This window comes from Marinobacter flavimaris (genome assembly GCF_045057155.1).
Classification (GTDB): domain Bacteria; phylum Pseudomonadota; class Gammaproteobacteria; order Pseudomonadales; family Oleiphilaceae; genus Marinobacter; species Marinobacter manganoxydans.
Genome location: NZ_CP171359.1, coordinates 795,142 through 807,803 on the forward strand (window position 1 = coordinate 795,142; position 12,662 = coordinate 807,803).

At 57.6% G+C, this 12,662-nt stretch carries 15 protein-coding genes; 12 read left to right on the forward strand and 3 right to left on the reverse strand.

Going from position 1 to position 12,662, the window contains the following annotated elements:
* The first annotated feature begins 1 nt into the window (after position 1).
* The 12 genes from kdsA to ACGK9W_RS03835 all read left to right on the forward strand — a co-directional run bounded on the left by kdsA (position 2) and on the right by ACGK9W_RS03835 (position 10,514).
* Positions 2 to 847, forward strand: coding sequence for a 3-deoxy-8-phosphooctulonate synthase (gene kdsA, locus ACGK9W_RS03780; protein WP_008172890.1), 846 nt, complete (start codon positions 2 to 4; stop codon positions 845 to 847).
* A gap of 124 nt (positions 848 to 971) precedes the next feature.
* Positions 972 to 2,267 carry a phosphopyruvate hydratase gene (gene eno, locus ACGK9W_RS03785; RefSeq protein ID WP_008172888.1) on the forward strand — a complete coding sequence of 432 codons (1,296 nt, stop codon included), beginning with the start codon at positions 972 to 974 and terminating at the stop codon, positions 2,265 to 2,267.
* 205 nt (positions 2,268 to 2,472) lie between these two features.
* Positions 2,473 to 2,745, forward strand: coding sequence for a septum formation initiator family protein (locus ACGK9W_RS03790; RefSeq protein ID WP_008172887.1), 273 nt, complete (start codon positions 2,473 to 2,475; stop codon positions 2,743 to 2,745).
* A 6-nt stretch (positions 2,746 to 2,751) separates the two neighbouring features.
* On the forward strand, positions 2,752 to 3,453 hold the full coding sequence (gene ispD, locus ACGK9W_RS03795; RefSeq protein WP_062784901.1) for a 2-C-methyl-D-erythritol 4-phosphate cytidylyltransferase: 702 nt from the start codon (positions 2,752 to 2,754) through the stop codon (positions 3,451 to 3,453).
* Between the two features lie 26 nt (positions 3,454 to 3,479).
* Positions 3,480 to 3,959 (forward strand): 2-C-methyl-D-erythritol 2,4-cyclodiphosphate synthase, encoded by a 480-nt coding sequence (gene ispF, locus ACGK9W_RS03800; protein WP_008172883.1) that lies wholly within the window; start codon positions 3,480 to 3,482, stop codon positions 3,957 to 3,959.
* The gene (gene truD / locus ACGK9W_RS03805) at positions 3,956 to 5,005 is read left to right on the forward strand and encodes a tRNA pseudouridine(13) synthase TruD (protein WP_092031911.1); all 1,050 of its coding nucleotides are present in this window, start codon (positions 3,956 to 3,958) and stop codon (positions 5,003 to 5,005) included. The genes ispF and truD overlap by 4 nt, the downstream gene beginning before the upstream one ends.
* A gap of 11 nt (positions 5,006 to 5,016) precedes the next feature.
* Entirely contained in the window at positions 5,017 to 5,787 is a 771-nt protein-coding gene (gene surE / locus ACGK9W_RS03810) for a 5'/3'-nucleotidase SurE (protein WP_008172880.1), read from the forward strand.
* A complete protein-coding gene (locus tag ACGK9W_RS03815) occupies positions 5,784 to 6,440 on the forward strand; it encodes a protein-L-isoaspartate(D-aspartate) O-methyltransferase (protein WP_014576717.1) in 657 nt (218 codons plus the stop codon). The genes surE and ACGK9W_RS03815 overlap by 4 nt, the downstream gene beginning before the upstream one ends.
* Positions 6,441 to 6,442: 2 nt before the next feature.
* Positions 6,443 to 7,432, forward strand: coding sequence for a DUF368 domain-containing protein (locus ACGK9W_RS03820; RefSeq protein WP_405419105.1), 990 nt, complete (start codon positions 6,443 to 6,445; stop codon positions 7,430 to 7,432).
* A gap of 210 nt (positions 7,433 to 7,642) precedes the next feature.
* Complete coding sequence (locus ACGK9W_RS03825) at positions 7,643 to 8,533, forward strand: peptidoglycan DD-metalloendopeptidase family protein (RefSeq protein ID WP_405419107.1); 891 nt, start codon at positions 7,643 to 7,645, stop codon at positions 8,531 to 8,533.
* A 205-nt stretch (positions 8,534 to 8,738) separates the two neighbouring features.
* A complete protein-coding gene (rpoS, locus tag ACGK9W_RS03830; RefSeq protein ID WP_008172872.1) occupies positions 8,739 to 9,734 on the forward strand; it encodes an RNA polymerase sigma factor RpoS in 996 nt (331 codons plus the stop codon).
* Positions 9,735 to 9,938: 204 nt separating this feature from the next.
* Positions 9,939 to 10,514 carry a chalcone isomerase family protein gene (locus ACGK9W_RS03835; protein ID WP_338355055.1) on the forward strand — a complete coding sequence of 192 codons (576 nt, stop codon included), beginning with the start codon at positions 9,939 to 9,941 and terminating at the stop codon, positions 10,512 to 10,514.
* 60 nt (positions 10,515 to 10,574) lie between these two features.
* Here the strand turns inward: ACGK9W_RS03835 and nth are convergent, their stop codons facing one another.
* From nth to rsxG, 3 genes are read right to left on the reverse strand one after another with little or no spacing between them, the layout of a single operon-like run.
* The gene (gene nth, locus ACGK9W_RS03840; RefSeq protein WP_008172868.1) at positions 10,575 to 11,213 is read right to left on the reverse strand and encodes an endonuclease III; all 639 of its coding nucleotides are present in this window, start codon (positions 11,211 to 11,213) and stop codon (positions 10,575 to 10,577) included.
* A gap of 28 nt (positions 11,214 to 11,241) precedes the next feature.
* On the reverse strand, positions 11,242 to 11,958 hold the full coding sequence (locus ACGK9W_RS03845; protein WP_008172865.1) for an electron transport complex subunit E: 717 nt from the start codon (positions 11,956 to 11,958) through the stop codon (positions 11,242 to 11,244).
* 2 nt (positions 11,959 to 11,960) lie between these two features.
* Positions 11,961 to 12,662, reverse strand: coding sequence for an electron transport complex subunit RsxG (gene rsxG / locus ACGK9W_RS03850; RefSeq protein ID WP_014576722.1), 702 nt, complete (start codon positions 12,660 to 12,662; stop codon positions 11,961 to 11,963).

Consider the following 12,662-nt stretch of genomic DNA (forward strand, 5'->3'; position numbering starts at 1 on the left):
CATGGCGCAGAACACTGTAAACGTTTCGGGAATCGACGTCGCCAACGACAAGCCGTTTGTGCTCTTTGGTGGCATGAACGTCCTCGAGTCGCCGGAGCTGGCCATGGAGGTTGCCGAGGCCTACGTTGAGGCCACAGGTAAACTCGGCATTCCCTACGTTTTCAAGGCGTCGTTTGATAAGGCCAACCGTTCGTCGGTGAATTCGTTTCGTGGTCCAGGCCTTGAGAAAGGGCTGCAGATTCTGGCGGACATCAAAAGCAAGTTTGGTGTTCCCATTATTTCGGACGTCCACGAGCCGGCCCAGGCCGCTCCCACAGCGCAGGTATGCGACATCATCCAGCTGCCGGCTTTCCTGAGCCGCCAGACCGACCTGGTGGTCGCCATGGCGAAAACCGGTGCGGTGATCAACATCAAGAAGGCCCAGTTCCTGGCTCCCCAGGAAATGAAGCACATCATCACCAAGTGCGAGGAAGCCGGCAATGACAAGGTGATCCTGTGTGAGCGGGGCAGCAGCTTCGGCTACAACAACCTGGTTGTCGACATGCTGGGCTTTGGCATCATGAAAGCCATGAACGTACCGGTGATGTTCGATGTGACCCACTCCCTGCAAATGCCCGGCGGACGCGCGGATTCGGCCGGTGGCCGACGTGCCCAGGTGACTGACCTGGCGCTGGCGGGTATGTCCCAGGGGTTGGCCGGATTGTTCCTTGAGGCCCATCCGGACCCGGACAAAGCCAAGTGCGATGGCCCCTGTGCTTTGCGGCTGAGCCAGCTTGAGCCCTTCCTGCAGCGGGTGAAAGCTGTGGATGATCTGGTAAAAAGCTTTAAACCTATCGACACCGCCTGATTGGCGGTGTTGGCGTTTTACGCGGACTATGGGAGCGAGCGGGAACGGCCCTGCGAAAATGTAGAGGGCCGTTCCCTCTCGCTCTGACTCCCGAATTTGAACATGAACTTGGAGACAGAGAAGAATGACCAAGATTGCCAACATCAAGGGCCGTGAGGTTCTGGATTCCCGCGGTAACCCGACAGTAGAAGCCGACGTTATCCTGGAAGACGGCACCGTCGGCAGCGCCTGCGCGCCTTCTGGTGCCTCCACGGGTTCCCGGGAAGCCCTGGAACTGCGTGATGGTGATGCATCCCGTTACCTTGGCAAGGGTGTTCTGAAGGCTGTGGAAGCCGTGAACAGCAAGATCCGTGATGCACTGGTAGGCAAAGATGCAGCTGATCAGCGTGCCCTGGATCAGATCATGCTGGACCTCGACGGTACCGAGAACAAGGCCAACCTGGGCGCCAACGCCATCCTGGCAGTTTCCCTGGCGGCGGCCAAGGCTGCAGCTATCTCCCTGGGCAAGCCGCTGTATGCGCACATTGCAGACATCAACGGCACCTCTGGCCAGTTCTCCATGCCGGTGCCGATGATGAACATTCTGAACGGTGGTGAGCACGCGGATAACAACGTTGATATCCAGGAGTTCATGGTTCAGCCGGTTTCCGCCAAGAGCTTCTCTGAAGCCCTGCGGGTTGGCGCGGAGATTTTTCACAGCCTGAAAAAAGTGCTGAAGGCCCAGGGCCTGAACACAGCGGTTGGTGATGAGGGTGGTTTTGCTCCCAACCTGCCCTCCAACGAAGCGGCGCTGGCGGTTATCCAGGAAGCGGTCGAGAAGGCCGGTTACAAGCTTGGTACCGATGTGACCCTCGCCCTGGACTGTGCATCTTCCGAATTCTACAAGGATGGCCAGTACCAGCTGTCCGGCGAAGGCAAGAGCTTCGATTCCGAGGGCTTTGCCGATTACCTGGCAGGTCTGTGTGAGCGATATCCGATTGTCTCCATTGAAGACGGCATGGACGAGAGCGACTGGGATGGCTGGAAGGTGCTGACCGACAAACTGGGCGCCAAGGTTCAACTGGTCGGTGACGACCTGTTTGTGACCAACACCAAAATCCTGAAGCAGGGTATCGAGAAGGGCGTGGGTAACTCCATCCTGATCAAGTTCAACCAGATCGGCAGCCTGAGCGAAACCCTCGATGCCATCAAGATGGCCCAGGATGCCGGTTTCACTGCCGTGATTTCACATCGTTCCGGTGAAACCGAGGACACCACCATTGCCGATCTGGCGGTGGCGACCTGCGCCGGCCAGATCAAGACCGGTTCCCTGTGCCGTTCGGATCGTGTTGCCAAGTACAACCAGCTGCTGCGCATCGAAGAAGCGCTGGACGGTAAGGCGCCTTACCGCGGCCTGAGCGAAATCAAAGGGCAGGGCTGATCGACTGATCCCACCGGTTCTGGCAGAGTGTCTGGCCGGTAATTGGCGAAAAACTGTTAAGGCCATCGTGTTCTGGGCGAAATTCCGGACATGATGGCCTTTTTGTACAGGCAGTTAGAAGAATTTGTTGCTAATCTACTCTAAGGTCTATACTCAACGTCCGGCGTTGGTATTTTGATTGATTGAATTTTGAACGGAATCGGCAATGAAGTTGCTCTGGACCTTAATGGTGGTTGTGATTCTCCTGCTGCAGGTGCGCCTGTGGGTCGGGGAGGGCAGCTTTGCGCAGGTATGGGCTCTGGAGCAGTCCATTGCCGAGCAACGTGAAGAAAATGCCGAGCTGGCTACCCGCAATGAACGTCTCTATGCGGAAGTCAGGAATCTGCGTAACGAGCAGGGCGCCGTTGAAGAACGGGCCAGAATGAACCTCGGCCTGATAAGAGACGACGAGACCTTTTTCCTGGTTGTTGAAAACTGATTGTCTATGCCTTCCCCGAGACTCTGGCTGATTGTTCCTGCCGCCGGCATCGGCCAGCGTATGCAGGCTGAGCAACCGAAACAGTACCTTCGGATTGGCGAGCGTTTCATTCTCGACATCACCCTTTCCCGACTCATGGATTCCGCGCCTTTTTCCGGCTGCATGGTGCCATTGCACCCGGCCGACCATTGGTGGCCGGATACCGAAGCCAGCGGCGATAGCCGAATCCAGACCTGTACCGGCGGTTCCGAAAGAGCTGGTTCGGTGTTGTCGGCGCTGCACGCCATGGCGGAACAGGTGAAAGATGACGACTGGGTTCTGGTGCACGATGCGGCGAGGCCCTGCCTTGATACCCGGGATCTTTCAAATCTGATTGACCGGCTCTACAGCCATCCTGTCGGGGGGCTGCTTGCCTCGCCGGTTGCCGACACTTTAAAGAAAGCCGTTACTGCTGAGCTTCCGGAAGTGATTGAGACCGTTGATCGCACGGGGTTGTGGCGGGCTCTGACGCCCCAGATGTTTCGCTATCGTGTTCTTGTTGATTCTCTGGAGGCAGCTCTTGCCCGGGACCTTCCGGTGACCGATGAGTCCTCCGCGGTGGAGTTTTCCGGTAACATGCCGGTGCTGGTTGAAGGGCGGCCGGACAATATCAAGATCACCGTGCCCGCCGATCTGGCACTGGCAGGCTTCATTCTGAGCCAATTCTGAACTTTCGGAGTGTTCCGGAGCACATTATGCGTATTGGTCAGGGCTTCGATGTCCACGCCTTCTGCGAAGGCGACTCTGTGATTATTGGCGGCGTAAGCATTCCGCATTCCCACGGGCTCAAGGCTCATTCTGATGGTGATGTCCTGCTGCATGCTTTGGCAGATGCATTGCTGGGCGCTGCCGCGCTTGGCGACATCGGGCATTTCTTCCCGGACACCAGTGACGAGTGGGCAGGGGCCGACAGCAGGGACCTTTTGCGTCGGGTTGTGAACCGGGTCCGGGACGAGGGTTTCTCCGTCGTTAACGTGGATACCACAATCATTGCCCAGGCTCCCAAGATGGCGCCCCATATCGATGCCATCCGTTTGAACATTGCCGAAGATCTGGGTGTGCCGGCCAGTCGTGTCAGCGTGAAAGCCACCACCACGGAAAAGCTGGGTTTTACCGGGCGCGGCGAAGGCATTGCCTGCCAGGCGATCTGCCTGCTTGAACCGGTGGAATCTTGAGCAACTGGCGCCTTGACTGGCCAACCTCCGGCGGCAGTCGTATTGCCTCTGGCCGCCTGAAAACCGCCCCGGGCGATTTCATTGTCGACGAATTGCTGGAGCTGCCGGAAAGCGGCCCGGCCGTCGAGGGAGATGTAATCGCAGGCAGTGGCGAGCATCTTTGTTTGAAACTGGAGAAAGTGGGTGATAACACAGAGTATGTTGCCCGCGAATTGGCCAGGATCGCCGGGTGTCGTCACTTTGATGTCGGTTTCTGTGGGCTCAAGGATAGGCATGCTGTGACCCGCCAGTGGTTCAGTCTGTACCGTCCCGGAAACGAGGATCAGGACACCGCTCTGATCCGGGAGATTGGCCTACGCTGGCCGGTTCTGGCGGTTTCGCGGCAGGCGCGGAAATTGCGGCGCGGGGAGCACAGGGGTAATGGCTTCACGATTACCCTGAGGGCCGTCTCCGGTGAGCACCAGGTTATTGACCGAGCGCTGGAGCGTCTGGGCGATATTGGGGCTCCAAACTACTTTGGCCCCCAACGGTTTGGCAATGATGGCGCTAACCTTGACCGTGCGGTGCATCTCGATCCCGCTACCCTGAACCGACGTGGCCGGTCCGGCGGAAAAGGCCGGGGTGGCAAAAAGCGAGCTGGCAGCGACGGCTCGAAAAACGTATTGTATTTTTCGGCAGCGCGCTCCTGGCTGTTCAATGAGGTGCTGGCAGCTCGGGTAGACGATGGCAGCTGGGCCGAGGCAGGAGCGACAGGTCCACTGTGGGGTGACGGCGGCACCACCGCTTCCGGGCCCCTGGAAACCTTCGAGCGGGGCATTGTCGAGCAAACCCCGGAGTTGGCCGCCCTTTTTTCGGTCAGCCGGATGAAACCGGAGCGAAGGCCATTGGCGGTAAAACCGGAGAGCCTCTCCTGGCAGTGGGTCGCTGAGGACTGTCTGGAGCTGGCGTTTTTTCTTTCGCCCGGCCAGTACGCGACAACGATTTTGAGTGATATTTTCGAGCTTGAGGACATGAGCCTCGGCCGACACAACGAACAACAAGGCTAGCGGAGAACACTGTGCGTATTCTGTTGTCGAATGATGACGGCGTTCATTCACCGGGGCTCATAGCCCTGTTTGATGGCTTAAAAGGACTGGGTGAGCTTGAGGTCGTGGCGCCTGACCGGGATCATAGCGGCGCCAGTAACGCCCTGACGCTCAATCGCCCCCTGACGGTTGAGGAACATCCCAACGGTTTTCGTTCGGTCGATGGAACACCGACCGACTGCGTCCATCTGGCGGTGAACGGATTGTTCCGTGAGCCGTTCGACAGGGTGGTGTCGGGTATCAACACCCACGCCAACCTAGGCGACGACATTATCTACTCCGGTACCGTTGCTGCGGCAACCGAGGGTCGCCACCTCGGACTTCCCGCCATTGCCGTCTCCCTTGTCAACGATGGCCACTTTCACTACGAGACCGCCGCCCGGGTTGTCCGGGTGCTGCTAGAGAACGAGCGTCCCCTGGTGCTGGGGCCTCGCTCCATTCTCAACGTGAATGTCCCGGATGTTCCCTGGGAGGAACTGGCTGGCATTCGGGTGACGCGCCTGGGCCACCGGGAACGGGCAGAGGGTGCCGTCCCGATGACCTGTCCTCGCGGCAAAGAGCGTTACTGGATCGGGGCGGCAGGTGTCGGCGGTGACGCCGGTCCCGGCACTGATTTCAATGCCGTACGTGAAGGTTATGTCTCGGTTACCCCGGTTCACATCGACATGACCCGGCATGAGGCGCTCTCACGGCTCCGGGATTGGGTCGATACCCTGGAGGTTTCGCTGGAGGGGCGGGGATGACAGCGCAGCTCGAAGGCATCGGGATGACCTCCCGACGCACCCGGATGCGACTGGTTCAGCGCCTCAGGGAAGCCGGCATCGAGTCGGACCGGGTACTTGAGATTATGGGAGAGGTGCCACGGCACATTTTCCTGGATGAGGCGCTTTCCCATAGAGCCTACGAAGATACATCGCTACCGATTGGCTACGGCCAAACCTTGTCACAGCCCTACATAGTGGCCCGCATGACTGAATTAATGCTTGCCCACGGGCCCTCACGGGTCCTGGAGCTTGGCACCGGGTCCGGTTACCAGACCTCGGTGCTCTCCCGCCTGTTCGCCGAAATCTACAGCGTCGAGCGTATCAAGGCGCTTCAGGACAGGGCCCGGGACCGGTTGCGACAACTGAACGCCAGAAACGTGTTCCTGAAACATGCTGATGGTGGCATGGGCTGGCCTGAACGTGGCCCTTTCGACGGCATTATCGTGACCGCAGCACCCATTGAAGTTCCAGCCGAATTACTCGCCCAACTGGCAGACGGTGGCGTGTTGATTGCCCCTGTCGGTGAGGAGAACCAGGTGCTGGTGCAGGTAACCCGGCGGGGAGATCGCTTTGATCACAAGGAGCTGGAACCGGTCCGGTTTGTGCCGCTTCTGGGCGGGGTTGTCCGATAATCATGGTCGACTCTTCAGAAAGTAAACCAAACCCGGACAACGATATTGCACGCAGCCACCACCCTGCAGCCGTGTTTCTTCGGGGAATCGCCATGGGCGCCGCTGATATCGTTCCAGGGGTTTCCGGTGGCACCATTGCCTTCATCACCGGTATCTATTTCCGCCTCCTGGAGGCTATCAACGCGGTTCCCGGAGCAGTTTTCCATGACTTGATTCGAGGCCGGTTCAGTCGGTTCTGGGACGCCTGTGACGGAACTTTTCTGGTCGCCTTGCTGGCGGGCGTCCTGACCAGTATTGCTACCCTGGCATCTGGGATCAGCTATATGCTGGTAGCCTACCCGATCCTGATCTGGAGCTTTTTCTTTGGATTGATCGTCGCTTCGGTGTGGCATGTCGGGCGTCAGGTGCGACACTACAAGCCCGCACTGCTGGTTCCGCTGTTATTCGGCATTGTTATCGCGTGGTGGATAACCACCCTGTCTGCCAGCGAGGTTGCGCCTTCCACTCTGGCGTTCTTTGGTGCCGGCGCGCTGGCCATCTGCGCCATGATTCTTCCTGGCATCTCGGGCAGCTTTATCCTGGTGATTATTGGTATGTATGCGCCTGTGCTCGCCGCGATCAAATCGTTAGACGCGGGCATTCTGCTTCTGTTTATGGCAGGTTGCGTGGTGGGTCTTTTATCCATCGCCCGCCTGATCACCTGGGCGTTCCATCATTTTCATGATCTCGTGCTCGCCTTGCTCACCGGCTTCATGATCGGAGCGCTCAACAAGGTTTGGCCCTGGAAGGAGACTCTCAGTTGGCGTACCAACAGCTCCGGTGAACAAGTTCCCCTGAATGAGACGAGTATCTGGCCTTCTACCTTTGCAGAGCAGGCCGGCCAGGATCCCCAGGTGCTATTTGCCCTGCTCATGGCGGCGGCCGGTTTCGCCCTCGTTCTGCTGGTGGAGTGGCTCGGTTCCCGGCATGGAGAGGTCGCACCATCGAGGTAATTTGAGGCGACTGTGTGCGAAGAGTGTTACCTAACGCACAAAACGGGTGTTTCTGGAGGTAACAAGGGAGGTCGGTCAGTAACTTGGCTTCCCGAGAAAAATGTGCAATATATTAGCAAGTTACTATAAAAACTTTAGAAACTGCTTCGACAACCGACAGCGGTTATACGGATTTTTCATAACTGGGTCAGTTTTATTCCTGTGAGATTCATGCGTGGGCTCATCAATGCCGTTTTACCGGCGTCCCCGCGGTTCCCGTCCGGTGCCTCAGAGCCTGATCGCCCCGTGAAAAAGGTGCTGGCCAGCCGCCTTGCACTCCTGCCCCTCATGGCCCTGCTGCTACTTTCCGGCTGTAACACGCCGGCACTCTACCAGGACGACATTTACAATCCCCCGGTCTATTGGGGCCGCCACGTCGTCAAACCCGGCGAAACCCTTTACAGCATAGCCTGGCGGTATGGTCGGGACTACCGCGAGCTTGGCGACGCCAATGGCATTGGTCCGCCCTGGAATCTCAAAGCGGGTCAGGTGATTCGTCTGGATCTTCGCGGAAGTGTAACCTCGGGCAGTCAGACTACAGCAGCCAAAAAGCCCTCTGGATCGCAACCGCCGAGAACGGCAAGTCGTGCTTCGCCTCCAAAACAGACAGCCGCCACGGCACCCAAACCTGCGGTGACGAGAGCAGCTAACAAGGGCGCGCCGCTGGCTTCCCAGACCCAGACCGTGGCCCGGATTGAATGGCGCTGGCCTCACGTTGGCACTGTAATTGCTGGATACTCAACATCCGGAAAAGTCAATAAAGGTATTGATATTGCCGGGCAAGCCGGGGATGCTGTAAGAGCTGCGGCCACCGGGAATGTGGTCTATGCCGGCAACGGGTTGCTTGGATACGGCAACCTGATTATCGTGAATCACAACGAGCACTATTTAAGTGCTTACGCTCACAACCGGAAGATTCTGGTGCAGGAAGGGGAGGATGTGAAAGCCGGGCAGGTGATCGCAGAGCTCGGTAGCAGTGGCGCTGAACGACCCATGTTGCATTTTGAGATTCGTAAAAATGGCAATCCGGTTGACCCAGTCCATTATCTGCCGCCGCGCTAATGAATGACGCAGTCAGCAGGCTGCCCTGATCGCACACCCTGGCACTGACAAAACACCGCGTTCGCAAGAAAAACAAGAACGGTAAAGGCCATGACAGGCCGACCAACAAAATGTCCTGAAGAAAAAAGTGTGAAGACAAAGACGTCCGCAATAACAAGAAGTATCGGGCGAACATCCAGGATTATTGAGAGGCGGGGCAAGACAAATGTCAGCAGAGCAAGAAGACATCATCATTGATCGTGTATCGGACATGGACGATGCCGAGGATCAATTGTTAGCAGAAGAGAAAGTTGAAAAAGAGCCCACCGAAGAAGTGGCCGAAGTAGAAGAGGACATCCCCACCCAGGGACGTTATTTCACCAGTCAAAAGCAGCTGGATGCCACTCAGCTGTATCTCAACGAAATTGGTTTTTCCCCCCTGCTTACGCCGGAAGAAGAGGTCTATTTTGCCCGTCTGGCACGCAAGGGAGAGGAGTCCGGCCGCAAACGGATGATCGAGAGCAACCTTCGCCTTGTGGTGAAGATCGCACGACGTTACGTGAACCGCGGGCTGACCCTGCTGGACCTGATCGAAGAGGGCAACCTTGGCCTGATCAGGGCGGTGGAAAAGTTTGATCCGGAGCGGGGTTTCCGATTCTCCACCTACGCCACCTGGTGGATTCGCCAGACCATTGAGCGGGCCATCATGAACCAGACCCGCACCATCCGTCTGCCGATTCATGTGGTCAAGGAACTCAATCTGTATCTCCGTGCAGCGCGGGAACTGACCCAGAAACTGGATCATGAGCCCTCGGCGGAGGAAATCGCCAGAATGGTCGATAAGCCCGTGGCCGACGTTAAGCGGATGTTGGGTCTCAATGAGCGCGTCGCTTCCATGGACACTCCCATTGGTGCCGGTGGCGAAAAATCGCTTCTGGATACCGTAGCGGATGAAGGGGCTTCGGATCCGGCGGATCTCCTGCAGGACAACAATATGTGTTCCTGCCTGGAGAAGTGGATTGACCAGCTTAGCGACAAGCAGCAGGAAGTTCTGTCACGCCGTTTTGGTCTGCGGGGCTACCCGGTGAGCACGCTGGAGGAAGTCGGCCAGGAGATAGGTCTGACCCGCGAGCGAGTAAGACAGATCCAGGTCGAGGCGCTTCGTCGTCTTCGTGAGATCCTGGAGAAGGAAGGCCTGTCAGGAAACCTGCTGTTCAAGTAACGTCTTTCTTTTCTTTCGATCCAAAGCCGGCCAGGGAATCCCTGGCCGGCTTTTTGTGTTTCAGGATCGCCCCAAATGAGAACCAGGGCGCGTCCCGCCCGCCAGCGCCGTTGATAGAATGCCGTGACCGGGCGGGGATAAGGGTGTCGAAACCCGGTGCACGAATGAAACACGTCAATAATAACGATCGAAAAGGAAAGGACTATGAAGAAGGCTCTTACAACCGGTTTTGCGTCTCTGACGCTGACGGCCCTGCTGTCTGCTCCAGCCGCAGCACTCACCGTGGAAGGTGTTGATGTTCCGGATACCTATTCCGCCATGGATACCGAACTGACGCTTAATGGCGCAGGTACCCGTTCCAAATGGTTCATGGACCTGTATGTCGGCGGTCTGTACGTTCCCGAGACCATCGACGATGGTGAGGCCGTGATTAACGCAGATGAGCCCCAGGCCATCACTCTGCACATCATCTCCGGCATGATTACCAGCGAACGCATGACAGAGGCCACCCTGGAAGGTTTCGAGGCCTCCACCGACGGCGATATGGCTTCTATCCAGGAGGATGTGGACCAGTTTATGGCGGTCTTCCAGGAAGAAATCACCGAGGGTGACGTTTTCGATCTGGTGTATCTGCCGGGCGAAGGCGTGCGGGTTCTCAAGAACGGCGAGCACAAGGACACGGTTGGCGATCTGGCCTTTAAAAAGGCCCTGTTCGGAATCTGGCTGTCCGATAAGCCGGCTCAGAAGGATCTGAAGGAGAAAATGCTGGGTCAGCGCTAACCGCGGCTTGGCATCTGAAACAAAAAGCCGGCAAGATGCCGGCTTTTTTACGCCGCGGATTCAGAGATAATCCCGTTTCTGCTTGAACTCGCACAGGTCCTCAATGATACAGGCGCCGCATTTCGGTTTGCGGGCGGTACAGGTATAGCGCCCGTGCAGAATGAGCCAGTGGTGCGCGTCCAGCAGAAACTCTTTTGGCACCAGGCGCATCAACCGGTTCTCCACCTCCAGAACGTTCTTGCCGGGCGCAATGCCGGTGCGGTTCGACACGCGATAGATGTGAGTGTCCACCGCCATGGCCATGTGGCCGAAGGCGGTGTTCAAGACCACGTTTGCGGTTTTGCGACCGACCCCGGGCAACGCCTCCAGATCCTCCCGCCGCTCCGGCACTTGGCCGCCGTGTTTCTCAATCAGGATTCGACAGGTCTTGATCACGTTCTCGGCCTTGCTGTTAAACAGGCCAATGGTCTTGATGTACTCCTTCAGGCCATCGACTCCCAGGGCCAGGATGGCCTCTGGGGTGTTGGCGACCGGGAACAGCTTGTCGGTAGCCTTGTTGACACCCACATCCGTGGCCTGGGCCGAAAGAATAACGGCAATCAGCAACTCGAACGGGCTGGAATAGTTCAGCTCGGTGGTCGGGTTGGGGTTGGCCTCCCTGAGGCGGGTGAAGATCTCAATGCGTTTCTGTTTGTTCATCAGCTCTCAGTCTTGTGCAAGTGCGGACTCAGGATACGTTCCCGGTAACCCGGACCCGCTTGCTGCCTGCTGCTACAGGCGCTGGTTCATGTGCCTTGCGGCGCTCTTCCAGATGGTTGTCGATACCATTTTTGAGCGCGATCAGCAGTCCTAGCCCGATAAAGGCGCCGGGCGGAAGAATCATGAACAGCATATCCGGGTAGTTGTCGAAGGGGCGGATCACCCAGTCGGCAGCAACGGGGCCCAGCAGCAGGTGCATGTCCACAAACAGGGTGCCCTGTCCGATGAGTTCCCGAAGGCCGCCCAGGACAACCAGCACCGCCAGAAAGCCAAGGCCCATCATGGCGCCATCCAGCAGTGCCGGAAGTGGTGGATTTCTGGAAGCAAAAGCGTCAGCCCGGCCGAGGATGGCGCAGTTGGTGACGATCAGTGGAATGAAGATGCCAAGAATCAGATAAAGCTCATAGGTAAAGGCCTGCATGAGAAGTTCGGCGCAGGTTACGAATGAAGCGATGATCATAACGAATGCGGGCAGGCGCACAGACTCGCTTACGAAATTGCGAATCAGTGACACCGCAAGATTGGACCCCATGAGCACCATGAGTGTAGCCAGCCCAAGCCCGATGGCATTAACAACGGTACTGGTCACGGCCAGAAGCGGGCAGAGCCCAAGCACCTGGACGAGGGCCGGGTTGTTGTCCCAGAGCCCGTCGCGGATGATTTCGCTCGATGATTTGGTTGCCATGATCAGGAATGCTCCGTATTGGACGATTCGCCGGCAATCGCTTCAGGGTTCAGGATCTTGTCTCTCGGTGACGGCTCTTCGTTGAGCCGCTCCCGGATAATCTGACGGTTTTCCCGAAAATAGATCAGTGCTTTCTGAACCGCTTTCACTACAGCCCTTGGCGTGATCGTTGCGCCTGTGAACTGATCGAATTCTCCACCATTCTTTTTAACGTTCCATTCCCGATGCGGCGGTTTGCCCAGCGAGCGGCCATCGAAACTCTTGATCCAGTCGGATTTGCGGGTTTCGATCTGGTCTCCCAGCCCCGGCGTTTCCTTGTGACTGGTTACCCTCACTCCGAGAATGGTCCCCGTCATGTCCACTCCCACGAGGAGATGAATCTTGCCGGAATACCCGTCGGGTGCCACTACGGGCATTATCATGCCAATGGGCTGCTCGTTCTGTCGAGCTACCCAGACGTTCAGAGGGCCGGGCTGTGCCAGGCGCTCACTGGCAGGCAACTGTACCGTATCCCTGAGCAGGTCGTTGTTGTGCCGGCTTTCGGGAATGATTTCATACAGGGCCTGGGCCTCTGCGCGGGCGGCCTGTTCACGAATTCGCTCTTCCGTGGCCACCTGGGTTACGGCAATGGTGCCGCCGGTGATCACGGCGAACAGGCCGAGCCCGATGGCGCTGCGGCGGATGGACTGTGCAACTGCAGCCAT

What these genes read in the sequence shown, in the direction of transcription:
- kdsA (WP_008172890.1), top strand. Translation starts at nt 2, where the DNA reads ATGGCGCAGAACACTGTAAACGTTTCGGGAATCGACGTCGCCAACGAC.
- eno (WP_008172888.1), top strand. Translation starts at nt 972, where the DNA reads ATGACCAAGATTGCCAACATCAAGGGCCGTGAGGTTCTGGATTCCCGC.
- ACGK9W_RS03790 (WP_008172887.1), top strand. Translation starts at nt 2,473, where the DNA reads ATGAAGTTGCTCTGGACCTTAATGGTGGTTGTGATTCTCCTGCTGCAG.
- ispD (WP_062784901.1), top strand. Translation starts at nt 2,752, where the DNA reads ATGCCTTCCCCGAGACTCTGGCTGATTGTTCCTGCCGCCGGCATCGGC.
- ispF (WP_008172883.1), top strand. Translation starts at nt 3,480, where the DNA reads ATGCGTATTGGTCAGGGCTTCGATGTCCACGCCTTCTGCGAAGGCGAC.
- ACGK9W_RS03815 (WP_014576717.1), top strand. Translation starts at nt 5,784, where the DNA reads ATGACAGCGCAGCTCGAAGGCATCGGGATGACCTCCCGACGCACCCGG.
- ACGK9W_RS03820 (WP_405419105.1), top strand. Translation starts at nt 6,443, where the DNA reads ATGGTCGACTCTTCAGAAAGTAAACCAAACCCGGACAACGATATTGCA.
- ACGK9W_RS03825 (WP_405419107.1), top strand. Translation starts at nt 7,643, where the DNA reads ATGCGTGGGCTCATCAATGCCGTTTTACCGGCGTCCCCGCGGTTCCCG.
- rpoS (WP_008172872.1), top strand. Translation starts at nt 8,739, where the DNA reads ATGTCAGCAGAGCAAGAAGACATCATCATTGATCGTGTATCGGACATG.
- ACGK9W_RS03835 (WP_338355055.1), top strand. Translation starts at nt 9,939, where the DNA reads ATGAAGAAGGCTCTTACAACCGGTTTTGCGTCTCTGACGCTGACGGCC.
- nth (WP_008172868.1), bottom strand. Translation starts at nt 11,213, where the DNA reads ATGAACAAACAGAAACGCATTGAGATCTTCACCCGCCTCAGGGAGGCC.
- ACGK9W_RS03845 (WP_008172865.1), bottom strand. Translation starts at nt 11,958, where the DNA reads ATGGCAACCAAATCATCGAGCGAAATCATCCGCGACGGGCTCTGGGAC.
- rsxG (WP_014576722.1), bottom strand. Translation starts at nt 12,662, where the DNA reads ATGGCTGCAGTTGCACAGTCCATCCGCCGCAGCGCCATCGGGCTCGGC.